Source organism: Brachybacterium horti, from assembly GCF_054777615.1.
This window is the reverse complement of record NZ_BAAHAM010000002.1, coordinates 402717-423393: the sequence shown is the minus strand read 5'-3', so window position 1 is coordinate 423393 and position 20677 is coordinate 402717. Positions and strand designations below refer to the sequence as shown.

Genomic DNA, 20677 nt, shown 5'->3' with positions numbered 1-20677 from the left:
CCTTCCTCCGCGACATTGCGGAGTGGAGAGGGGCGGGGATCGGGTCCGTGACGGCGCCGCCGTCGGTGCCGTCCTGCGTGTCGGGGCCGTGGTGGTCCCGTGTCGTGCGTCGGATCCGGGGTGGGACGACCTGCGGCCGTCCGGGACGTGTCGTACATTACTCACACTGTTGGACTAAAGGCAATGAGTGCGGAAGGACGGTCATGCGCGGCTCCTCGATGGTGGATATCGGCGCACGCAACGAGCTCGTGGTGCTCGATGCGATCCGCAGCGATCCCGACGGCAGCTCCCAGTCCGAGGTGATCCGGCGCAGCGGTCTCTCGCGTCAGGCGGTCTCGCTCATCACGCGCCGCCTGCTCGAGCGCGGCATCGTGGAGACGGCCGGGACCTTGGGCGGCGCCCGCGGCAAGCCCCGCACGCTGCTCAAGGTCGTGCCCACGGCGCTGCTCGCCGCCGGCGTGCACCTGGACCCCTCGGGCATCGCGATCGCGATCGTGGACCTCGAGGCGCGGGTGGTCGCAGAGGAGACGCTCCCCGCCCCCACCACCGACCCGGAGGCCGACGTCGCCCGCATCGCGGCGGGCCTCGACGCGGTCCTCGACCGGCTCGAGCGGGAGGGCTGGCGCGCACCGGACGGCGGCACCCCCGCCGAGACGCTGCTCGGGATCGGCGTCGCCTCCCCTGGCAGCCTCGACGCCCGCCTCGGCCTCGTCGAGAGCCCGCCGTGGCTGCCCGGCTGGCGGAACGTCCCCCTCACCGAGCTCCTCGGCGCGGCCACGGGTCGCCCCGTCATGCTGGACAAGGACACCAACGCCGCGCTCACCGCGGAGCTCTGGTCCGGCCGGCGCACCGTCGAGGGCACCGTGCTGTACCTGTACGTCGGCGCGGGCGTCGGCTCCGCGGTCGCCTCCGGAGGGAGGGTCCGCGCCGGCGCGACCACGCAGGCCGGCGAGATCGGCCACCTCCCCACGGGCCTGCCGGGGACGCGCTGCGGCTGCGGCCGTCTCGCCTGCCTGTCGATGTTCACCGACGTCGCCGGGATGCTTGAGCGCACCGCGCAGGGCGGGCCCCTCTCCGGCGGCGCGCCCACCTCCGCGCACGTCGCCGCGCTCGTCGCCCGGGCGGACGCCGGCGAGGAGGGCCCGCTCGCCGAGGTGCGCGGTCACGGCACGGCGCTCGGCGAGGCCCTGCGCACCCTCATCAGCGTCCACGACCCGTCCCTCGTGATCATCGGCGGCCCCTACTGGGAGCTGCTCTCCCCGCACGCCCTCCCGGGACTGCTGGAGCGGGCCCGCTCCACCGATCGCGGCGCCCCCGAGGTCGAGATCCGCTCCTCGGTGTTCGGCGACGACGTCGGCGCGATCGGCGCGGCGACCCTCCAGATGGGGCGGGCCCTCTCCCCCGCTACGCTTCCCGCATGAGCGAGCAGATCATCGTCCAGGATGTGCCGGACCGTCGACGCTACGAGGTGCGGGTCGACGGCACCCTCGCTGGGACCTCCCACTACCTCGACACCGAGGTCGAGGGCGCGGCGCAGCGCATCTTCTTCCACACCGCGATCAAGGACGCCTTCGAGGGGCGCGGCCTCGCCTCGACCCTCACCCGGGAGGCGCTGCGCCAGACCGTGGACGCCGGGCGGCGGATCGTCCCCGTCTGCCCCTATGTCGAGCGCTGGCTCACCACGCACGACGAGGTGGCCGGCGCCGTCGATGCCGTCACCCCGCATCACCTGGCCCTCCTGGAGCGGCGCGGATGAGCGCGCCGCTGCTCGAGCCCGGGGCGGCCGTCGAGAAGGTCGCGACCGGCGCCACCTGGGCCGAGGGGCCGCTCTGGCTGCCCCACCGTCGGGCGCTCCGCTTCAGCGACATCCCCGGGGACCGCATCCTCGAGTACTCCGAGGAGACCGGGGAGCTGAGCGTCTTCGCCGAGGGCGTCGAGTTCACCAACGGCCGCACCCTGGACCTCGAGGGGCGCGTCGTGGAGTGCTCCCACGGCCGCCGCGCCGTGCAGCGCGACGACTCCGCCGGCCCCGGGGACGCACACCGACCCGAGGTGCTCGTGGACCGCCTGGGGCCGGTGCGCCTGAACTCCCCCAACGACGTCGTCGTCGCACCCGACGGCGCCATCTGGTTCACCGATCCGTCCTACGGCATCCAGAAGCCCGAGGAGGGACACCTGGGCGAGGAGGAGTACGGCGACCGCTGGGTGCTGCGCCTCGACCCCGCGACGGGCGAGCTGCGTCCGGTCGTCACGGACATGGAGGCACCCAACGGGCTCGCCTTCTCCCCGGACGCCTCCCTGCTCTACGTCGCCGACTCCGCCGGCCCGGAGCGTGGTCACACGATCCGCGTCTACGACGTGATCGGCGGGGACCGCGCCCGCTACGGGCGCCCCTTCGTCGAGGTCTCCCCGGGCGTGCCCGACGGGATCCGCGTAGACACGGCCGGCAACGTGTGGAGCTCGAGCGCCTCGGGCGTGCAGGTCTTCTCCCCCGACGGCTGGCCGCTGCTGGACCTGCCCGTCCCGGAGACCGTCTCGAACCTCTGCTTCGGCGGGGACGACGGCCGCACCCTCTACATGACGGCGACGACGAGCCTGTACCGCGTGCGCACGACCGCGCAGGACGCCGCCGCCCGCTGAACGCGGCTCAGGAGAAGGGCAGCGCCGCGGGCCCGCTCGCGCCGGTCCCCTCGTCGTACCAGCGCAGCACGCGCAGGGCGATCATCGTGACCCATGGCGAGGGCTCGCCCTCGGGGACGTCGAGCGGGAACCACACCTCACCCGGCAGCACCCGGCCCTGGTGCCAGGTGCCGTCGCTCTCCCGGGACTCGCGGATCATCTCGATCGCCTCGCGCATGCGCGGATCGGGCGGGGTGCCGTCGTGCAGGGAGGCGCGGCGCATGTGGTCCGCGCTGTTCAGGGCGCTCGCGATGTGCCGGAACGGGTAGCCGAACCACGGGATGAAGCTGCCGACGACCTCGTGGGTCGAGGCGCGGCGCATGAGGCCGCGCGAGAGCAGGTACTCCTCGCCGCGGCGACGGGCGAGACGCGTGGCGGGTGTGCCGCGGGTCGCGATCTCGTGGTCGAGCAGACCCTTGAGGGCGTTGAGCGTCGAGTGGAAGCTGCCGCGGGTGGAGCCCTCGACCCATTCGCAGTTCCAGCCGCCGTCCCGCATCTGGTGCTCGACGAACCAGGCGGCGTTCGCCTCCATGTCGCGGCCCAGCCAGAGGCCGTTGGCGAGGGTCATCGCGTTGATGCAGCAGTCCACCTCGCCGTCCCAGTAGGGCAGGCCGTCGTACTCCCAACGGGCGTTCCGCTCGAGCTTGCCGGCGGTGTCGTTCGCGATCAGCGGCGCGGGGTCCATGCCGTCCTCGCGCATCGTCGTGAGGGTCCAGGTGGTCGCGGTCCAGGGCTGACCGGGCAGCTGCTGGTTCGCGGGGTCGTCGAGGAAGCCGCCCGGGAAGAACGAGCCGCCGGCCCAGCGGCCGTCCTCGTCCTGGAGGGAGAGGAAGCGGGCCCCGCGCCCCTCGGTGGCGATCCGTGCCCGGGTCGCGAGCCACACGTGCTCGGGGGCGTCGAGCAGGTCGCGCTCCACCTGCCAGCGCAGGGCGGGGTCGGTGTCCAGGAGCCAGGTCCGGAGGTCGGCGTCGATCATGGCTCGATCCTGCCACCTCCGGAACGGCCCGGCACCCGGGCCCCGACCTCGGGCGCTCAGCCCTGCGCCCACTCGGCGGGCCAGGGCTCGCCGTCGGAGCGCGCGTTGAGCTCGTAGGTGCCCTTGCCGTCGATGCTCTCGCGCAGGATGTCCGCGTGCCCGGCGTGGCGGGCGAGCTCCTCGACGAGGTGCAGGGCCACCCAGCGCACGGTCCACTCCCCCTCGGTCGGGAACCAGGGGGCCTGCGGGATCGGCACGCTCGTCGCCGGGTCCGCCGCGAGCAGCGCGGCACCGAGCGCGGCGCCGGCCTCGCGCAGCGCCGCGGCGAGGGACTCCGCCGTGTCCCCCTCGCGCAGGGCGGAGGGGTCGATCGACCCCTCCGCCTCTGCCTGCTCGGGGGTGCGCGGAGCGGGGGCGGAGGCCTCCGGCGCGGCCTGCACGCGCAGCACGGTGCCCTCGACCATGAGCAGCGCATGCCGCGCCAGGGCGCCGAGGGTCATCGCGGAGGCGCTCGCGGCGCGGGCGAGGTCCTCCTGGGAGAGCCCGTACAGGCTCGTGGCGATCTGATCGGCCTGCTGCTCGACGAAGACGGCGAGCAGCTCGCGCGCCCCGGTGACGTCGTGGCGGGTGAGGAAGGACATCGGGACTCCGTCCGGTGGGGCGGGGCCGCTCCCCGCCGTCAGGGACCAGTCTTCGACGCCGGGAGGACAGGCCCTGTCCTCGGACCACGGCCGACGGCGGCACGACGGACGGCAGGACCTCCGGCGCGTGCCCCGCGGCGGGGCGCACAGGTTCCGCTGGGCCGCGCCACAGCGCCCTCCCCGGTCCGCGCGATGGACTGGGTCCCGCGTCGCAGCCGGCGGCGCCCGAGGACCGGAGGCCACCATGAGCACGTTCGACCGCCTGACCGAGAAGCTGCGCCGCGCCCTCGGGGTGAGCACCCCGAGCACCTCTGCCCCGACTCCCCTCCGCGAGGCGGAGCACGCCGCACCCACCTCCGCCGTGCCCACCACCGGCACGACCGCCGCCACCTCCCCTGCGACGTCATCGCCCGGCCTCTGGCAGAGCTCCTTCACCCCGCACTCCGCCGCGCTCACCGAGCAGGACCGCGAGGCGATCGCGCAGTACGAGCGGCTCGTCCGGGAGGCGAGCCCCGAGCAGCTCGAGGCCGTGCACCGCGAGGCGCTCGAGCGCCTCACGCCGCTCCAGCGGCAGGAGGTCGAGGCCCGGCTCCGCGCGGGGCTGCCCGAGGAGGAGCGTCCCCGCTCCTCCCGCGTCGAGGACCTCGCCGGCTCGCTCTCCGCGGGCGCCGCGACCCTCGGGGGCGGGGGACTGCTCGGCGTGGGCGGCCTGCTCGCCGCCGTGGCGGGAGGGGCCGTCGTCTCGTCGGCCGCCTCCTCGCTCCTGCACGGGGCGGTCTCCCCCGGTCACGACCTGCTCGGCGCCCCCGTCGGCCCGCCGGGCGGAGAGGACTTCTGGGCGCAGGGCGACACCGACCTGCTCGGGGACGCCGGGCTGCTGGGCGGCCTGCTGGGAGGCTTCGACCTCGAGGACATCCTGGGTCGCTGAGGCCGCCCGCTCAGAGCGGGTACGGTCCGAAGCGGCCCCAGGCCAGGAGCGTGGAGAGCACCAGCAGCACGATCGCGGGGAGCGTCTGGGCGAGCTGGTCGCCGCGCCGGATGTGGGTGAGGAAGGCGAGGGCCATCGTGATCGCGAGGCCCGCGGCGGCGAGCGGGACAAGCACCGGCGCGATGCCGAGCAGCCCGGGGAGCAGCAGCCCCGCGGCGCCGAGCACCTCGACGACGCCGATCGTGAGCACCACGGAGTGCGGGAGGTCCGCCGCATAGGGGGTGCGCTCGATGAGCTTCTCGCGCGGGACGGTGAGCTTCATGATCCCGGACGCCACGAAGACGGCGGCGAGGGCGAACGCGAGCACCCAGAGGACGACGTTCATTCGAGCACCTCCTCCCCGCGGCACGGGCGGCCGGGCCTGCCAGTATGCTCCGCCCGGCGGGAGATGTCAGCGGTTCGCGGGGGCGTGCCGCCGGGCGAGGGCGACGAGCTCCGCCGCCGCACCGGAGAGACGGCGCGGCCCGCCCCAGACCGCGGTGAGCGGCCGGCGGAGCGGCTCTCCGGCAAGTCCCACCTCGAGCAGGTCTCCCCCGCTCAGCGCGGAGCGCACGGCGAGGCGGCTGAGCACCGCCGGTCCCGCGCCGCCCGCGACGGCGACGCGCACTGCCGCGTTGCTGCCGAGGACCTGCACGGGCTCGGTCCCCGCGGCGGCGGGCACGAGCTGCTCGAAGGCCTCCCGCGTCCCGGAGCCCCCCTCACGCACCACGAGCGGCGTCGCGGCGAGCTCGTCACGGGAGAGGTCCGTGCGCCCCGCCCAGGGATGGCCCGGGGCGACGACCACGACGAGCTCGTCCTCCCCGACCGTCAGCGCATGGAGCCCGGCGGGCAGGTGCGGGGTCTCGATGAAGCCGAGCCGCAACGAGCCCTCGCGCACCCGGGAGACCACGCCGGTCGAGTTCAGCACGTGCGGGGTGACGCGCACGGCGGGCTCCACGGAGCGCAGCGCGGTGAGCCAGGCGGGCACCAGGTGCTCGGCGACCGTCATGCTCGCCCCGATCTCCAGGAGCGTGGTCTCCTCCTCGGTGCCGTGCTCGATCCACTCGGTGAAGGCGGCGGCGGCCTCGAGCAGCTCCCGGGCGTGGGCGGCGAGCACGACACCGGCGGAGGTGGGACGGGCGCCGCGCGGGCTGCGCTCGAGCAGGGCCTGCCCGGCCTGCGCCTCGAGCCGGGCGATCATGCGGCTCGCATTGGGCTGCGCCATGCCCTGCCGGCGGGCTCCGGCGCCGAGGCCGCCCTCGTCGATCACGGCGACGAAGAGCGCGAGGGCGGGGAGGTTCGGCAGCGACGACGTCATATCAGCAGGATATGCCCCCGTGCCGGATCGGGGTCTACTGCATGGCCGCGCAGCGGGCCAGGGTGGATCCATGCTCCAAGCCCGCGGCCACACCCCCCTCAGCACCCCCACCTCGGGCCCCGCCCCCCGCCCCGCCGGCCCGGGCCGCGGCGCGCGCCTCGCCGCCGCGCTCCCCGGGATCGGGGTGTGCCTCGCCGTCGCCGTCGCCGCCCAGCTCCTCACCGCGCCGCTGCCCCTGCTGAGCCCGCTGCTGCTCGCGATCGTCGCCGGGGTGGTGACCGCGAATCTTCTCCCGCCGCTCCCCGCGCTCACCCCGGGGATCGGCGTGGCCGCCAAGCTGCTGCTGCGGCTCGGGATCGTGCTCCTGGGGCTCCAGCTCGCCCTCGGCGACGTGCTCGCCCTCGGCGCCGGGATGATCCTCGTCGTCGTCGCGGTCGTGGGGATCGGCGTGGGCGGGACGCTCCTGCTGGGCCGGCTGCTGCGGGTCGATCCGCGCCTCACCCTGCTCGTCGCGTGCGGGTTCTCGATCTGCGGGGCGGCGGCGGTCGCCGCGGCGGCCGACGTCACCGACCCCGACGGCGAGCACGAGACGCCCACCGCGACGGCGATCGCGCTCGTGGTCGTGTGCGGGACGGCGATGATCCTGATCCTGCCCGCCGCGGTGACGCTGCTGGACCTCGGGACCGCGACCGGCGGGCTCTGGGCGGGCGCGGCGATCCACGAGGTCGCGCAGGTGGTCGCCGCCGGAGGGCTGATCGGCGGCGGGGCCCTCGCCCTCGCGGTGGTCGTGAAGCTCGCCCGCGTGCTCATGCTCGCCCCCGTGATGACGATCCTCGCCCTGCGGGAGCGGGCGCGGGTGCGTCGGACGCCCGATCCGGGGACCGGGGCGACCGCGCCGCGGCTCCCCCCGATCGTGCCCTGGTTCGTCGCGGGCTTCCTCGCGCTGGTGCTCGCGCGCACCGGGCTCCCGGTGCCGACGGCGGTCCTCGACACCGCCCACCTGCTGCAGACCACGCTGCTCGCCGCGGCCATGTTCGCGCTGGGCTGCGGGGTGCGGGTGCGGGAGCTGCTCCGCGTGGGCGTGCGGCCGCTGCTGCTCGCACTCTGCTCGAGCGTGCTCGTGGCGCTCGTGGCGCTCGGCGGCGTCCTGCTCGCCTCCTGAGCCTCCCGCCGCCTGGACCCGCACTCGCGCATGGACGCGGCCCCGCAACACGCATCTGCGCGGCTAGGATGCCTGACCATGACGCAGCTGCGGGTGAGAGAAGCCGCCGACCTCCTGGGGGTCAGCGAGGACACGGTGCGACGGTGGATCGAGCGGGGGACGCTCACGGCCGGCACCGACGAGAGCGGCCGCAAGGTCCTGGACGGCGCGGAGGTCGCCCGCGCGGCACGCGAGCACGCGCGCACCCCGAGCGGCCGCCACGCCCGCACCTCCGCCCGCAACCGCTTCACCGGCCTCGTCACGGCCGTCACGACGGACACGGTCATGGCGCAGGTCGAGCTCCAGTGCGGCCCCTTCCGCGTGGTCTCCCTCATGAGCACGGAGGCGGTCCGGGAGCTGGGCCTCGCCCCCGGCAGCGTCGCGACCGCCGTCGTCAAGGCCACCACCGTCCTCGTCGAGGCCGAATCGATCGGAGTCCCCGCATGATCCGCCGCACCGTCCCCGCCCTCGCCGCAGCGCTCGCAGGCGCCCTGCTGCTCGGGGGCTGCTCGGGCTCCTCCTCCGACACCGCCGGGGCGAGCGACGCCGGCGGCTCCACGACCCTCACCGTCTTCGCGGCGGCGAGCCTGAAGAGCTCCTTCGAGGAGATCGCCACCGATTTCGAGGCCGACCATCCCGGGGTCGACGTCCAGCTCTCCTTCGCCGGCTCCTCCGACCTCGTCACCCAGATCGGCCAGGGCGCCCCGGCGGACGTCCTCGCCACCGCGGACACCGCCACCATGGACCAGGCCGTCGAGCAGGAGCTCGTCACGGGGACCCCGCAGGACTTCGCGACGAACACCCTGACGATCGCCGTGCCCGCCGGCAACCCCGCCGGGATCACCGACCTCGCCTCGCTCGCCGAGCCGGGCGTCCAGCTCGTGCTCTGCGCACCCCAGGTGCCGTGTGGCCGCGCCGCGCAGAAGGTCGAGGAGTCCGCCGGCGTGACGCTCTCCCCCGTCAGCGAGGAGCAGAGCGTGACCGACGTGCTCGGCAAGGTCACCTCCGGCGAGGCCGACGCCGGCCTCGTCTACGTCACCGACGCCGCCTCCGCCGGGGACGCCGTCGAGCAGATCGACCTCCCCGAGGCGAAGGCCGCCGTGAACACGTACCCGCTCGCCGTCGTCGCCGGGACCTCGCAGGAGGAGCTCGCGACGGAGTTCACCCAGGAGGTGCTCGGGGAGCGCGGCCAGGAGGTGCTCGCGGCGCAGGGGTTCCAGGCGCCGTGACGAGCGCGCTGCCCCGCTGGGCCTGGCCGCCCGCCCTGATCGGCGCGCTCTTCGTGCTGCTGCCGCTCGCGGCGGTGCTCGTGCGCGTCGACCCATCGACGTTCCTGGCCCTGATCAGCGCGCCGTCCTCGCTCTCCGCCCTGCGCCTGAGCCTGGTCACCGCCGCCTGCAGCACCGTGCTGTGCCTCCTGCTGGGGGTGCCGCTCGCCCTCGTGCTGTCCCGCTCACGGATCCCCGGGCCGGCGCTGTCCCTGCTCCGGGCGCTGCTGCTGATCCCGCTCGTGCTCCCGCCCGTCGTCGGCGGTCTCGCGCTGCTCTTCACCGTGGGTCGCCAAGGGCTGCTGGGCGGGCCGCTCCAGGCGCTCGGGCTCCAGGTGGCGTTCTCCACCGCCGCCGTCGTCCTCGCCCAGACCTTCGTCGCCCTGCCCTTCCTCGTCCTCACCCTCGAGGGGGCGCTGCGCAGCACGGGCGGCGGCGCGGAGCGCGCGGCCGCCGCGCTCGGGGCACGGCCCACCCGCGTGCTGCTCGGGGTGACCCTGCCCGGGGTGCTGCCGGCGCTCGCCTCGGGGACGGTGCTCTCCTTCGCCCGCGCGCTCGGCGAGTTCGGTGCGACGATCACCGTCGCCGGCTCCCTCGAGGGGACCACGCGCACGCTGCCGCTCGAGATCTACCTGCTGCGGGAGACGGACCCGGACGCCGCGGTGGCCCTGTCGCTGCTGCTCGTGCTCGTCGCGCTCGTCGTCATCCTGCTCGCGCATCGGAGGGCTCGGGTATGAGCCTGCACGTCGAGGCGCACGCACCGGAGCGGGGGCTGGATCTCGTGCTGGACCTCCCCGCCGGCCGCACCCTCGCGCTCGTCGGCCCCAACGGCGCCGGCAAGTCGAGCCTGCTCGCACTGCTGGGAGGCGACCTGCGCCCCGCCCGCGGGGAGGTCGTGCTCGGGGGGCGCGTGCTGACGTCCGTGCGCCCGGGGGGCCGGACCGTGCGGGTCCCCGCGCATGCGCGGCGTGTGGCCACGCTCGGCCAGGAGGCGCACCTGATCCCCCATCTCACGGCGCTCGGCAACGTCGCGTTCCCGCTGCGCGCCCGCGGGGTCCCGCGCCGCGACGCCCGGGCCCGGGCGCACGAGCTGCTCGCGGAGGTGGGCGCCGCGGACCTCGCCGAGCGCCGACCGGGCCGGCTCTCCGGGGGTCAGCAGCAGCGCGTCGCGATCGCCCGCGCGCTCGCCGCGGATCCCGAGCTGCTGCTGCTGGACGAGCCGATGTCCGCCCTCGACGTGGACGCCGCCGCGGAGATCCGCGCCCTGCTCCCCCGCTTCCTCGAGGGCCGCTCCGCCCTGATCGTCACCCACGACGTGCTCGACGCGATCACGATGGCGCACGACGTGCTCGTGCTCGAGGGCGGGGAGGTCCGGGACCGCGGGCCGACGGCGGATCTGCTCGCCCGCCCGCGCACCGCCTTCGCCGCGCGCTTCGCGGGCCTGGCTCTTCTGCACGGCCGCGCCGGCACCGCCCCGACGGCGGGCGGGGTCGCCGAGAGGGCGGGTGCCGTCGGCCCGACAGGGGTTCCCGGCACCGACCAGGACGCCACGCTGCGCCTGCCCACGGGGGAGCTGATCCAAGGCCGCCGCAGCGGCGACCTCCGCGAGGGCGACCCCGGCCTCGCCGCGCTGCGACCCGCCGCCGTGGCGCTCGCAGCCTCCACGGGCGACCGGCCCGCCGGGACGGTCCTCGCCCGGACGGTCACGGGCCTCGAGCCCCGCGGCGACCTCGTGCGGGTGCGCACGGCGGATCTCGAGGCGGACCTCGCGCCCGAGGCGGTCGCGGCCGGGACCCTGCGACCGGGTTCCGACGTGCGCCTGCTCGTGCCGCGGGACGCCGTGACGATCTACCCTGCGAGGTGAACCAGGAGAGCAGGGGCAGATGGACGAGCGAGCAGCGAGCACGGCACGGCCGGCAGGCACAGGGAACGGGATCGACGCGGCACAGCAGGAGGGGAAGGACTCCGGCGGCGGGAGCTCGCTGACGGTGCTCCTCGCCTTCGGGGCGAACCTGCTCGTCGCGATCGCGAAGACGGTGGTCGCGGGGCTCACGGGCTCCGCCTCGCTGCTCGCGGAGGCCACCCACTCCTGGGCGGACACCGGCAACGAGGCCTTCCTTCTGGTGGGCGAGCGGCGGGCACGTCGCAGGCCGGACTCCTCCCACCCGCTGGGCTACGGCCGCGTCGGCTACGTCTACGCGATGTTCGCCGCGATCGGGCTGTTCGCCGTCGGCGCCGGCGTCTCCGTGTGGCACGGCATCCAGTCCCTCGGCGAGACGGGCACCGAGGAGGCCGGCTACGGCTGGGGCTACCTCGTGCTCGCGATCGCCTTCGTGCTCGAGGGGATCAGCTTCCTGCAGGCGTTCCGGCAGTCCCGCTCGGGCGCCCGGGACCGTCGCATGCCGCTGCTGCACTACGTGGGCCGCACCTCGGACCCGATGCTCCGCGCGGTCTTCGCGGAGGACGCCTGCGCGCTGATCGGCCTCGTCATCGCCGCCGCGGGCATGGGCCTGCACCAGATCACCGGACAGGCCGTGTGGGACGCGATCGGCTCGATCCTCGTGGGCGTGCTGCTCGGCATCGTCGCGATCATCCTCGTGGGCCGCAACGCCGCGTTCCTCAGCGGCGAGGGCGGCTCCCCCGCGCTGCGCGACCACCTCCTGCAGATCATCGCGGGGCACGCAGACGTCGAGCAGGTGACCTTCCTGCACACGGAGTGGGTGGGCGCGGACCAGCTGTTCGTCGTCGCCTCCGTGGACCTCGTGGGGGACGTCCGCGAGTCGGTGCTGCAGGAGAAGGTGCAGGCGATCGAGGACCTGCTCGAGCGCGAGCCCTCCGTCTCCCGGGCCGTGCTCACCCTGCGCAATCCCGCGGACGACTCCCGCCTGCTGCCGGAGCACCCCGGCGCGTGAACCCCGACCTGCGCGCCCTGCATGCCGAGCTGCTCCGTGCGCACGGCCCGCAGGGGTGGTGGTGGCCCGGGGAGGATCCCTTCGAGATCGCCGTCGGCGCGATCCTCGTCCAGCGCTCCCGCTGGGAGCAGGCCGACGTCGCCGTCACGGCGCTGCGCGCGCGAGGGCTGCTCGAGGCGGCCGCCCTCGCGGCGACGCCCGAGGAGGAGGTGCGCGAGCTCGTGCGCGCGGCGGGCTTCCCCTCGCAGAAGCCGCGTCGGCTGCGCGCCCTCGCGACCTGGTGGGCGGAGCGCGCCCCGCAGGTGCCGGGGCTGACGGACGCCGAGCTGCGCTCGGAGCTGCGCGGGGTCGACGGCGTGGGCGAGGAGACGGCGGACGCGATCTCCCTGTACTGCTTCGGGCGGCCGGCGTTCCTGTGCGACGAGTACGCGCGGCGTGCGCTGGCCGAGCGCGGTCACGCGGTGCCGCGCTCCTACACGGCCTTCGCCCGGTGGATCGCGCCCTCCCTCGAGGAGGCGGCGTTCACGGTGGCGGAGCTCGCCGAGCTGCACGGCCTCATCGTCGAGGAGGGCAAGGCCGCCGCTCTCGCGCGGTCGCGCCCCGCCGCACCGGGCCGCGCGCCGTCGGGCCTCAGACCGTCGAGCCGCGCACCTCGAGCCGCGGCGGCACGACCACCCGCTGCTCGCTGAGCTCACGGCCCTCGACGAGGTCCAGCAGCATCTCGCCGGAGCGGCGGCCGATCTCCGCGAGGCAGAGATCCGCGGTGGTGAGCGCGGGGCGGGCGGCGAGCGCCATGACGTCCCAGTTGTCCACGCCCGTCACGGCGACGTCGGCCGGGACGGACAGCCCCCGCTCGCGGAGCCGGTCCAGCACCCCCCGGGCGATCTGGTCGGAGCCCGCGCAGACCGCGTCGAACTCGCGGCCGGAGGCGAGGGCGAGGTCGATCGCCCGCAGGCCCCATTCCTCGCTCCAGGCGCCGAACATGGGCTCGCCCACGAGCGCCTCCCCCGCGACGCGGCGCACCTCCTCGGCGCGCACGCGCGAGGAGCGGTGCCGCTCGGGGCCGGTGACGTGGAGGATCCGCCGCCGCCCGATCGCGAGCAGGTGCTCGACGACGAGCCGCGCCGCCCCGGCCTCGTCGGTGAGCACGGCGGGGGCGGAGTCGTCGTTCGAGGGGGCGAAGGCGTGGACGACGGGGATGTCGACGTCGAGCGGGTCGCGGGCGTCGGTCGTGCGCCCGGTGACGATGAGCCCGTCGACGCGGCGGGAGCGCAGCGAGCGCAGGAGGTGCTGCTCGCGGGCGTGGTCGTCGCGGGTGTCCGCGAGGATCACGGCGATCTGCCCCACGGAGAGGGCGTCCTCCGCCCCCATGAGGATCGGGAGCATGAAGCGGCCGAAGCTGTCCGTCGTGAGGAAGCCGACCGTGTAGGTGCGACCGGCGACGAGGCCGCGGGCGCGGGCGTCGGCCACGAAGCCGAGCCGCTCGGCGGTCTCGCGGACGTGCCGCCGGGTCTCCTCGCGGAGGCTCCCGGTGCCGTTGAGCGCCTTGGAGACCGTGCCGACGGAAACTCCTGCGGCGCGCGCGACGTCACCGATCCTGACGGTGGTGGAGGACGGCCGCTGCGGTGACATGCGGGAACTGTACTGCGAACCCTTGCGATCCGCATCCGTCGTCGCTCATACTGATCCGAAGAGGCAATCGTTTGCCTTTGTTTCCGTCGACGGTGCAGGTTCCGCCGACGACCCGGGCTCCGCCACTGGCGGAGCGCATCCGACCGGCACGCTCACAGGAGAGCTCCCCCATGACGACGACGTCCGTCCTCGCCCCTCCCGTCGCCCCCACCGCCTCCGCCCGCACCGCCCTGCGGCCGCTCGCCCCGGGCGCGGCCCGGATCACCGGCGGGTTCTGGGCCCTGCGTCAGGAGCGCAACCGCCGCGACGCGCTGCGCGCGGGCCACCGCCAGCTCGAGGAGTCCGGCACCCTCGCGAACTTCCGCATCGCCGCCGGCCTCGAGCAGGGCGAGGCGCGCGGCATGATCTTCCAGGACTCCGACGCCTACAAGTGGCTCGAGGCCGTCGGTCACGAGCTGGGCCGCGGGGACGATCCCGAGCTGCGGGCCCTGCTCGCGGAGGTGACCGCCGCGGTCGCCGGCGCGCAGCAGGAGGACGGCTACCTCAACGCCGTCCACCAGCTGCGCCACACCCGCGAGGAGCGCTACTCCGACCTCGCCTGGAACCATGAGCTCTACTGCTACGGGCACCTCATGCAGGCCGCCGTCGCCACCTCCCGCTCCGCCGGGGACGACGCGCTGCTCGACGTGGTGCTGCGGATCCTCGACCACCTCGTCGAGGTGTTCCTGCGCGGCGGCCACCCTGGTGTGCCCGGCCACCCCGAGATCGAGACGGCCCTCGTGGAGCTGCACCGCCTCACCGGCCGCGCCGACGCCGTCGACCTCGCCCGCCATTTCCTCGACGCCCGCGGGCACAACGCGAACGGGAAGGACAACCCCGGCTACTTCTCCGACCGCGTGCCCGTGCGGGAGGCGAGCACCGTCGAGGGCCACGCCGTGCGCGCCCTCTACCTCGCCGCCGGCGCGACGGATCTCGCGATCGAGGACGGCGACGCCGCGCTCCTGGAGCAGCAGCGCGCGCTCTTCGCGACGACCCTCGCCACCAAGACCTACGTCACCGGCGGCATGGGCGCGCGCTGGGACTGGGAGGCCTTCGGCGACCCCTTCGAGCTCTCCACGGACCGCGGCTACGCGGAGACCTGCGCGGGCATCGCGGGCGTGCAGTGGGCGTGGCGGCTGCTGCTCGCGACCGGCGACCCCGCCTACGCGGACGAGATCGACCGCCTCCTGCACAACGCCGTCCTCCCGGGCGTCTCGCTCGCGGGCACCGAGTTCTTCTACGTCAACTCCCTGCAGCTGCGCGACGGCGCGATCGCGGACGAGGGCCGGTCGATCGTCCACGGCCGCCGCGGCTGGTTCGACTGCGCGTGCTGCCCGCCCAATGTCATGCGGACCCTCTCCTCCCTCGACCAGTACATGGCCACCGCCACCGAGGACGGACTCCAGCTGCACCTCTACGCGAGCGGCACCTGGAGCGGCGGCGGCCTGACCGTCGAGGTCAAGACCGCCTACCCCCACGACGGGCAGGTCGCCGTGCGGATCCTCGAGGCGCCGCAGGGAGAGGCGGCGATCAGCCTGCGCGTCCCCGCCTGGGCCGCGGGCGCCACGCTCACCGAGGGCGGCACGAGCACCGAGGTCTCCCCCGGCGCGCACACGATCCGCCGTGTCCTCACCCCGGGTGAGGAGATCCTGCTCGAGCTGCCCATGACGCCGCGCTTCGTGCGCGCCCCGCATCGTGTGGACGCCTCCCGCGGCGCCGTGGCCCTGCTGCGTGGCCCGCTCGTCTACGCCCTCGAGCAGGCGGACCAGGAGGGCCGGGGCACCGTGGACGACGCCCTGATCGACCCGTCGTCCCCCGTCACGGAGCACCGGATCGACGCGCTCGACGGGGTCGTCGCCCTCGACCTCGACGGCGCGATCAGCCCTGCTCCCGCGGGCGACGGCTACCTGCCCTGGGACGCCCCGGCGCCCGAGCCCGCACCGCACACCTGGCGCGCCGTGCCCTACTACGCGTGGGCGAACCGCGAGATCGGTCCGATGCGCGTGTGGCTGCCGCTGCGATGACCGGCTGACCTACGATTCTGCGATGACCTCGCGCATCGCCGTCGTCGGCACCGACCCGTCCTTCTACTCCGAGCTCGACGCGGACGTCGACTCCCCGCTCCTGGTCGAGGCGCTGCGCCTCCGCGGGGTGGAGGCCGAGGCGGTCAGCTGGCACGACGACTCCGTGGACTGGTCCGGCGTCGACCTCGCGGTGCTGCGCAGCCCCTGGGACTACCACCTGGACCCGGAGGGCTTCTCGCGCTGGCTCGCGAAGGTCGGGGAGGCGACGACGGTGCTGAACCCGCCCGCGCTCGTGCGCTGGAACATGGACAAGCGCTACCTCGCCCAGCTCGCCCTCGCGGGCGTCCCCGTCGTCCCCACGACCTACCACGAGGACGAGGCCTCCCTGCAGGAGGCCCTCGGGGCGGCCGACGAGGAGCACGTCGTCGTCAAGCCCGCCGTGGGTGCGGGCTCCCTGCACACGGGGCTCTTCGCCCGGGAGGACCCCGCGCTGCTCGGGCCCGCGCGGGCGATCCTCGGCGGCGGCGGGGCCGTGCTGCTGCAGCCGGAGGTCCCCGAGCTCTCCGAGGGCGCGGAGAAGGCCGTGTACCTCGTCGACGGCCGCGTCACCCACGCGATCTCCAAGGGCGCCCTGCTCGCCCGCGGCGGCGGCCTGCGCGGCGGGGTCTACCAGGAGCACCCGGAGCTCGTGGAGGTGAGCGCCGCGGAGGCCGCCCTCGCGGAGCAGGTGGTCGCCGCCACCGGTGCGGTCACGGGCGCGCCGCTGCCGCTGTACGCCCGGATCGACATGGTGGACTCCGCCGCCTTCGGGCTCGTGCTGCTCGAGGCGGAGCTCTTCGAGCCGACCTTCAACCTGCACCTCGTGCCGGAGGTCGTCGAGATCCTCGCCGAGGCGGTGCTCGCCCGCCTCTGAGCCGGCGACGGCCCTGTCGGACCTCCGGTGTGAGCAGGCCGTGAGGGGCCGCCGAGGCGGCCGTATGGATTCCGTGAGGATCGGCGACGGGCCGTGAGAGCGGGTGTCTGATCGCGAGCCGTGCCCGACCGGGCACCGTGCCCCACGGAACCGGAGTCGCAGATGCTCGACCTCGTCCTCGTCGCGGCGGTCCTCGGACTGTTCGCGCTGCTCGGCCTCCTCGCGAAGGCGGTCGATCGGCTGTGAACCCCCTCGACCTGCTCGCCCTCCTCCTGGCCCTCGCCTCCCTCGTGCACCTCCTGCTCGCGCTCGTCCTCCCGGAGCGCTTCTGATGGGCGCCGTGACCTGGCCCCTGCTCGCGAGCCTGCTCGCGCTGGCCCTCCCCCTGCTGGTCCTGCACCGGCCGCTCGGCGACCACCTCGCCCGCACCTACACCGCGCCGGGACACCTCGCGCCGGAGCGCGCGGTGTACCGCCTGCTCGGCGTGGACCCCGACGTCGGTCAGTCCTGGCGCGCCTACGCCCGCTCGGTGCTGCTGCTCTCCCTCGTGGGGGTGCTGGGCCTGTACGCGCTGCTGCGCACGCAGGGCATGACCCCGCTGATCGCCGTGAACACCGCGGCCTCGTTCGTGACGAACACGAACTGGCAGGCCTACTCCGGGGAGACCCTCGGGGACGCGGGCCAGGCGCTCGGCCTCGTGGTCCAGAACTTCCTCTCCGCCGCGACGGGGCTCGCGGTCGCCGCGGCGCTCGTGCGCGGCGTCGCCTCGCGCGGTCCCGCCGACGGCGCCTCCCCGCAGGCGACGCCGACCCTCGGCAACTTCTGGGTGGACCTCACCCGCTCGATCACCCGGGTGCTGCTGCCGCTCGCCCTGCTCGCCGCGCTCCTGCTCATGACCGGGGGCGTCGTCCAGACCCTCCGCGGCGACCTCACCGTCACCACGGTCGCGGGCGGCACCCAGGTGCTGCCCGGCGGGCCCGTCGCCTCGCAGGAGGCGATCAAGCTGCTCGGCACCAACGGCGGCGGCTTCTTCAACGCGAACTCCGCCCACCCCTTCGAGAACCCGAGCGCGTGGACGAACCTCGTGGAGATCCTGCTGATCCTCCTCATCCCGGTGTCCCTGCCGCGCGCCTTCGGCCGGATGACCGGCGACCTCCGCCAGGGCCGCGCGGTGCTCGCCGCCATGGCGCTGCTCGGGACGCTCTCCGTGCTCGCGCTCAGCGCGGCGGAGCTCGCCGGGCACGGCGCCGCTCCGGAGGCGGCCGGCGCCGCGATGGAGGGCAAGGAGACCCGCTTCGGGGTGATCGGATCGGCGATCTTCGCCGCCGCGACGACCCTCACCTCGACCGGCGCCGTCAACGCCATGCACGACTCGTTCACGGCGCTCGGCGGGATGGTCGCGATGCTGAACATGCTGCTCGGGGAGATCGCCCCCGGCGGGGTGGGCTCGGGCCTGTACGGGATGCTGCTGATCGCGGTGCTCGCGGCCTTCGTGGCCGGCCTGCTCGTGGGCCGCACCCCGGAATGGCTCGGCAAGCGGATCGGGCGGCGCGAGATGACGCTCACCGGCCTCGCCCTGCTCGTCATGCCCGTGCTGGTGCTGTCGACGACCGCGATCGGCCTGGCCGTCCCGCCGCTGCGCCGCAGCATCGAGGAGGACTCGCTCTCCGCGACCGGTCCCCACGGGCTCTCCGAACTGCTCTACGCCGTCGCCTCCGCCGCGAACAACAACGGCTCCGCCTTCGCGGGCCTGGACGCCTCCACACCGTGGATGACGCTCTCGCTCGCTGCGGTGATGCTGCTGGGCCGCTTCGTGCCGATCGTGCTCGTGCTCGCCCTCGCGGGGTCCTTCGCGGCCCAACGCCCGGCCCCGGCGACCGCCGGCACCCTGCCCACCCACGGGCCCCTCTTCATCGGCCTCATGGCCGGCACGGCGGTGCTCGTCACCGCGCTCGTCGTCGTCCCCGTGCTCGCCCTGGGCCCCCTCGCCGAAGGACTGTCCTGACATGACCCGCTCCACCCTCCGCCCCGCCCTCTCCGGCGCCCTGCGCAAGCTCCACCCGCGCACGCTGAGGGACCGCCCCGTCATCGCGATCGTGTGGGCGGGCGCGGCGCTCACCACCCTGATCGCCCTCCTCACCCCGCTCGGCCTCGTCGAGGACGCCGCCGCCTCCCCGCCCGGCCTCACCCCGCTGCTCGCCGTGTGGCTGTGGCTCACCGTCCTCTTCGCGAACCTCGCGGAGGCGATCGCGGAGGGCCGCGGCGCCGCCCAGGCGCAGGCCCTGCGCGCCACGCGCAGCAGCACCGTCGCCCGCCGCCTGCACGCGGGCACCCCGGTGGATCGCCTCGGCCAGCCGGACCTCGTGATCCTCGAGGTGTCCTCGGCGGAGCTGCAGCCCGGGGACCTCGTCGAGGTCCGCGCCGGGGACCTGGTCCCCGGCGACGGCGAGGTCGTGCACGGCGTCGCGAGCGTCGACGAGTCCGCGATCACCGGCGAGTCCGCCCCCGTCATCCGGGAGTCCGGCGGGGACCGCTCCGCCGTCACCGGCGGCACCCGCGTGCTCTCGGACCGGGTCGTGGTGCGGATCAGCTCCTGGCCCGGGGAGACCTTCGTGGACCGGATGATCGCCCTCGTCGAGGGTGCGTCCCGCCGCCGCACCCCCAACGAGATCGCCCTCGGGATCCTGCTCGCCGCCCTCTCGATCGTGTTCGTCGTGGTCGTCGTGACCCTCGGCCCGATCGCCGCGCTCACCGCGGAGGGCCCCGGACTGCCGGTCCTCGTCGCCCTGCTCGTGTGCCTCGTTCCCACGACGATCGGCGGGCTGCTCTCCGCGATCGGCATCGCCGGCATGGACCGGCTCGTGCGGCGCAACGTGCTCGCCCTCTCGGGGCGCGCGGTCGAGGCCGCGGGGGACGTCTCGACCCTGCTGCTCGACAAGACCGGCACGATTACCTACGGCAGCCGCCGGGCCGCGGCGCTGCTCCCGCTCGGCGACGTCGACCCCGACCGCCTCGCCCGCGCGGCGGCCGCCGCCTCCCTCGCGGACCCGACCCCGGAGGGCGCCTCGATCCTGGACCTGGTGCGCGAGGGCGGCGCGGACGTCGACGCCCTCCCCCGCGGCACGGCCGTCCCGTTCACCGCCACCACCCGCATGTCCGGCCTCGACCTCGCCGACGGCGCCGTGCTGCGCAAGGGCGCCGCCTCCGCCGTCACCGCCTGGCTCGCGGAGCTCGGCCACCCGCTCGAGGGTCCGCTCGCCGCCCAGCTCGACGACCTCACCGGCGGGATCTCCCGCTCGGGCGGCACGCCCCTCGTTGTCGCCGAGCGGACCGCCGACGGCACCGCCCGCGCGCTCGGCGTCGTCCACCTCAAGGACACGGTCAAGGAGGGCCTCGGCGAGCGCTTCGCGCAGCTGCGCGCGATGGGCATCCGCACCGTCATGGTCACCGGGGACAACCCGATCACGGCCGCGGCGATCGCCCGCGAGGCCGGCGTGGACGACCACCTCGCCGAGGCCACCCCGGAGCAGAAGCTCGACTACATCCGCCGCGAGCAGGCGGGCGGGCGGCTCGTCGCGATGACGGGGGACGGCACGAACGACGCGCCCGCGCTCGCGCAGGCCGACGTCGGCGTCGCGATGAACTCCGGCACCTCCGCCGCGAAGGAGGCCGGGAACATGGTGGACCTCGACAGCGACCCCACGAAGCTCATCGAGATCGTCGGCATCGGCAAGCAGCTGCTCATCACCCGCGGCGCGCTGACGACCTTCTCGATCGCGAACGACCTCGCGAAGTACTTCGCGATCGTGCCGGCGCTGTTCGCCTCCTCGCTGCCGCAGCTGCAGGCGCTGAACGTGATGGGGCTGCACTCGCCGGCCTCCGCGGTGCTCTCCGCGGTGATCTTCAACGCCCTCGTCATCGTCGCGCTCGTGCCGCTGGCCCTGCGCGGCGTGCGCCACCGTCCCGGCGGGGCGGCCGCCCTGCTGCGCCGGAACCTGCTCGTCTACGGCCTCGGCGGGGTGATCGCGCCGTTCCTCGGGATCTGGGCGATCGACCAGCTCGTGCGCCTCCTGCCCGGCTTCTGAGCCGGCCCGTCCCTTCCACGGA

21 protein-coding genes are annotated in these 20677 nt (G+C 75.0%); 16 read left to right on the top strand and 5 right to left on the bottom strand.

Annotated features, from left to right (window positions below; all coding sequences use genetic code 11):
- The first annotated feature begins 203 nt into the window (after positions 1-203).
- From ACYVAP_RS07150 to ACYVAP_RS07140, 3 genes are read left to right on the top strand one after another with little or no spacing between them, the layout of a single operon-like run.
- Positions 204-1421, top strand: a complete 1218-nt coding sequence (locus ACYVAP_RS07150) for an ROK family transcriptional regulator (protein WP_498860131.1) — start codon at positions 204-206, stop codon at positions 1419-1421.
- Positions 1418-1756: a GNAT family N-acetyltransferase gene (locus ACYVAP_RS07145; protein WP_264451064.1), complete on the top strand. Its 339-nt coding sequence runs from the start codon at positions 1418-1420 to the stop codon at positions 1754-1756. The genes ACYVAP_RS07150 and ACYVAP_RS07145 overlap by 4 nt, the downstream gene beginning before the upstream one ends.
- Positions 1753-2640: an SMP-30/gluconolactonase/LRE family protein gene (locus ACYVAP_RS07140; RefSeq protein WP_498860130.1), complete on the top strand. Its 888-nt coding sequence runs from the start codon at positions 1753-1755 to the stop codon at positions 2638-2640. Before ACYVAP_RS07145 ends, ACYVAP_RS07140 begins: the two co-directional genes overlap by 4 nt.
- Before the next feature lie 7 nt (positions 2641-2647).
- Here the strand turns inward: ACYVAP_RS07140 and ACYVAP_RS07135 are convergent, their stop codons facing one another.
- Together ACYVAP_RS07135 and ACYVAP_RS07130 are read right to left on the bottom strand one after the other, a co-directional pair.
- Positions 2648-3655 (bottom strand): squalene cyclase, encoded by a 1008-nt coding sequence (locus ACYVAP_RS07135; RefSeq protein ID WP_264451066.1) that lies wholly within the window; start codon positions 3653-3655, stop codon positions 2648-2650.
- Between the two features lie 56 nt (positions 3656-3711).
- Positions 3712-4296: a DinB family protein gene (locus tag ACYVAP_RS07130; protein WP_498860129.1), complete on the bottom strand. Its 585-nt coding sequence runs from the start codon at positions 4294-4296 to the stop codon at positions 3712-3714.
- A 244-nt stretch (positions 4297-4540) separates the two neighbouring features.
- Here ACYVAP_RS07130 and ACYVAP_RS07125 point away from each other — a divergent pair, with 244 nt between their 5' ends.
- Positions 4541-5224, top strand: coding sequence for a hypothetical protein (locus ACYVAP_RS07125; RefSeq protein WP_498860128.1), 684 nt, complete (start codon positions 4541-4543; stop codon positions 5222-5224).
- A gap of 10 nt (positions 5225-5234) precedes the next feature.
- Here ACYVAP_RS07125 and ACYVAP_RS07120 read toward each other — a convergent pair whose 3' ends face one another.
- On the bottom strand, positions 5235-5609 hold the full coding sequence (locus tag ACYVAP_RS07120) for a DoxX family protein (protein ID WP_498860127.1): 375 nt from the start codon (positions 5607-5609) through the stop codon (positions 5235-5237).
- A 66-nt stretch (positions 5610-5675) separates the two neighbouring features.
- On the bottom strand, positions 5676-6581 hold the full coding sequence (locus ACYVAP_RS07115) for a LysR family transcriptional regulator (RefSeq protein WP_498860126.1): 906 nt from the start codon (positions 6579-6581) through the stop codon (positions 5676-5678).
- Positions 6582-6651: 70 nt separating this feature from the next.
- On the opposite strand from ACYVAP_RS07115, the gene ACYVAP_RS07110 reads away from it, so the two are divergent.
- The 7 genes from ACYVAP_RS07110 to ACYVAP_RS07080 all read left to right on the top strand — a co-directional run bounded on the left by ACYVAP_RS07110 (position 6652) and on the right by ACYVAP_RS07080 (position 12651).
- Positions 6652-7743, top strand: coding sequence for a YeiH family protein (locus ACYVAP_RS07110; protein ID WP_498860125.1), 1092 nt, complete (start codon positions 6652-6654; stop codon positions 7741-7743).
- A gap of 78 nt (positions 7744-7821) precedes the next feature.
- On the top strand, positions 7822-8229 hold the full coding sequence (locus ACYVAP_RS07105; protein WP_259359687.1) for a TOBE domain-containing protein: 408 nt from the start codon (positions 7822-7824) through the stop codon (positions 8227-8229).
- Entirely contained in the window at positions 8226-9011 is a 786-nt protein-coding gene (modA, locus tag ACYVAP_RS07100; RefSeq protein WP_498860124.1) for a molybdate ABC transporter substrate-binding protein, read from the top strand. The genes ACYVAP_RS07105 and modA overlap by 4 nt, the downstream gene beginning before the upstream one ends.
- Positions 9008-9787: an ABC transporter permease gene (locus tag ACYVAP_RS07095; RefSeq protein WP_498860123.1), complete on the top strand. Its 780-nt coding sequence runs from the start codon at positions 9008-9010 to the stop codon at positions 9785-9787. Before modA ends, ACYVAP_RS07095 begins: the two co-directional genes overlap by 4 nt.
- A complete protein-coding gene (locus tag ACYVAP_RS07090) occupies positions 9784-10914 on the top strand; it encodes an ABC transporter ATP-binding protein (protein WP_498860122.1) in 1131 nt (376 codons plus the stop codon). Before ACYVAP_RS07095 ends, ACYVAP_RS07090 begins: the two co-directional genes overlap by 4 nt.
- A gap of 19 nt (positions 10915-10933) precedes the next feature.
- Positions 10934-11962 (top strand): cation diffusion facilitator family transporter, encoded by a 1029-nt coding sequence (locus tag ACYVAP_RS07085; protein ID WP_498860121.1) that lies wholly within the window; start codon positions 10934-10936, stop codon positions 11960-11962.
- A complete protein-coding gene (locus ACYVAP_RS07080; protein WP_498860120.1) occupies positions 11959-12651 on the top strand; it encodes an endonuclease III in 693 nt (230 codons plus the stop codon). Before ACYVAP_RS07085 ends, ACYVAP_RS07080 begins: the two co-directional genes overlap by 4 nt.
- Here ACYVAP_RS07080 and ACYVAP_RS07075 read toward each other — a convergent pair.
- Positions 12593-13594, bottom strand: a complete 1002-nt coding sequence (locus ACYVAP_RS07075; RefSeq protein ID WP_498860119.1) for a LacI family DNA-binding transcriptional regulator — start codon at positions 13592-13594, stop codon at positions 12593-12595. The genes ACYVAP_RS07080 and ACYVAP_RS07075 overlap by 59 nt on opposite strands.
- Before the next feature lie 170 nt (positions 13595-13764).
- Between ACYVAP_RS07075 and ACYVAP_RS07070 the strand changes: the two genes are divergently transcribed.
- The 5 genes from ACYVAP_RS07070 (at position 13765) to kdpB (ending at position 20655) form a co-directional block, all read left to right on the top strand.
- Positions 13765-15657 carry a glycoside hydrolase family 127 protein gene (locus tag ACYVAP_RS07070; protein ID WP_498860118.1) on the top strand — a complete coding sequence of 631 codons (1893 nt, stop codon included), beginning with the start codon at positions 13765-13767 and terminating at the stop codon, positions 15655-15657.
- A 22-nt stretch (positions 15658-15679) separates the two neighbouring features.
- On the top strand, positions 15680-16570 hold the full coding sequence (locus tag ACYVAP_RS07065; RefSeq protein WP_498860117.1) for an ATP-grasp domain-containing protein: 891 nt from the start codon (positions 15680-15682) through the stop codon (positions 16568-16570).
- 120 nt (positions 16571-16690) lie between these two features.
- A complete protein-coding gene (locus tag ACYVAP_RS07060) occupies positions 16691-16816 on the top strand; it encodes a hypothetical protein (protein WP_259359675.1) in 126 nt (41 codons plus the stop codon).
- Positions 16817-16901: 85 nt separating this feature from the next.
- The gene (gene kdpA / locus ACYVAP_RS07055) at positions 16902-18575 is read left to right on the top strand and encodes a potassium-transporting ATPase subunit KdpA (protein ID WP_498860116.1); all 1674 of its coding nucleotides are present in this window, start codon (positions 16902-16904) and stop codon (positions 18573-18575) included.
- Position 18576: 1 nt separating this feature from the next.
- The gene (gene kdpB / locus ACYVAP_RS07050; protein ID WP_498860115.1) at positions 18577-20655 is read left to right on the top strand and encodes a potassium-transporting ATPase subunit KdpB; all 2079 of its coding nucleotides are present in this window, start codon (positions 18577-18579) and stop codon (positions 20653-20655) included.
- Positions 20656-20677: the final 22 nt, after the last annotated feature.

Coding starts and splice junctions, on each gene's coding strand:
- ACYVAP_RS07150 (WP_498860131.1), top strand. CDS start 204: ATGCGCGGCTCCTCGATGGTGGATATCGGCGCACGCAACGAGCTCGTG.
- ACYVAP_RS07145 (WP_264451064.1), top strand. CDS start 1,418: ATGAGCGAGCAGATCATCGTCCAGGATGTGCCGGACCGTCGACGCTAC.
- ACYVAP_RS07140 (WP_498860130.1), top strand. CDS start 1,753: ATGAGCGCGCCGCTGCTCGAGCCCGGGGCGGCCGTCGAGAAGGTCGCG.
- ACYVAP_RS07135 (WP_264451066.1), bottom strand. CDS start 3,655: ATGATCGACGCCGACCTCCGGACCTGGCTCCTGGACACCGACCCCGCC.
- ACYVAP_RS07130 (WP_498860129.1), bottom strand. CDS start 4,296: ATGTCCTTCCTCACCCGCCACGACGTCACCGGGGCGCGCGAGCTGCTC.
- ACYVAP_RS07125 (WP_498860128.1), top strand. CDS start 4,541: ATGAGCACGTTCGACCGCCTGACCGAGAAGCTGCGCCGCGCCCTCGGG.
- ACYVAP_RS07120 (WP_498860127.1), bottom strand. CDS start 5,609: ATGAACGTCGTCCTCTGGGTGCTCGCGTTCGCCCTCGCCGCCGTCTTC.
- ACYVAP_RS07115 (WP_498860126.1), bottom strand. CDS start 6,581: ATGACGTCGTCGCTGCCGAACCTCCCCGCCCTCGCGCTCTTCGTCGCC.
- ACYVAP_RS07110 (WP_498860125.1), top strand. CDS start 6,652: ATGCTCCAAGCCCGCGGCCACACCCCCCTCAGCACCCCCACCTCGGGC.
- ACYVAP_RS07105 (WP_259359687.1), top strand. CDS start 7,822: ATGACGCAGCTGCGGGTGAGAGAAGCCGCCGACCTCCTGGGGGTCAGC.
- modA (WP_498860124.1), top strand. CDS start 8,226: ATGATCCGCCGCACCGTCCCCGCCCTCGCCGCAGCGCTCGCAGGCGCC.
- ACYVAP_RS07090 (WP_498860122.1), top strand. CDS start 9,784: ATGAGCCTGCACGTCGAGGCGCACGCACCGGAGCGGGGGCTGGATCTC.
- ACYVAP_RS07085 (WP_498860121.1), top strand. CDS start 10,934: ATGGACGAGCGAGCAGCGAGCACGGCACGGCCGGCAGGCACAGGGAAC.
- ACYVAP_RS07075 (WP_498860119.1), bottom strand. CDS start 13,594: ATGTCACCGCAGCGGCCGTCCTCCACCACCGTCAGGATCGGTGACGTC.
- ACYVAP_RS07070 (WP_498860118.1), top strand. CDS start 13,765: ATGACGACGACGTCCGTCCTCGCCCCTCCCGTCGCCCCCACCGCCTCC.
- ACYVAP_RS07065 (WP_498860117.1), top strand. CDS start 15,680: ATGACCTCGCGCATCGCCGTCGTCGGCACCGACCCGTCCTTCTACTCC.
- kdpA (WP_498860116.1), top strand. CDS start 16,902: ATGGGCGCCGTGACCTGGCCCCTGCTCGCGAGCCTGCTCGCGCTGGCC.
- kdpB (WP_498860115.1), top strand. CDS start 18,577: ATGACCCGCTCCACCCTCCGCCCCGCCCTCTCCGGCGCCCTGCGCAAG.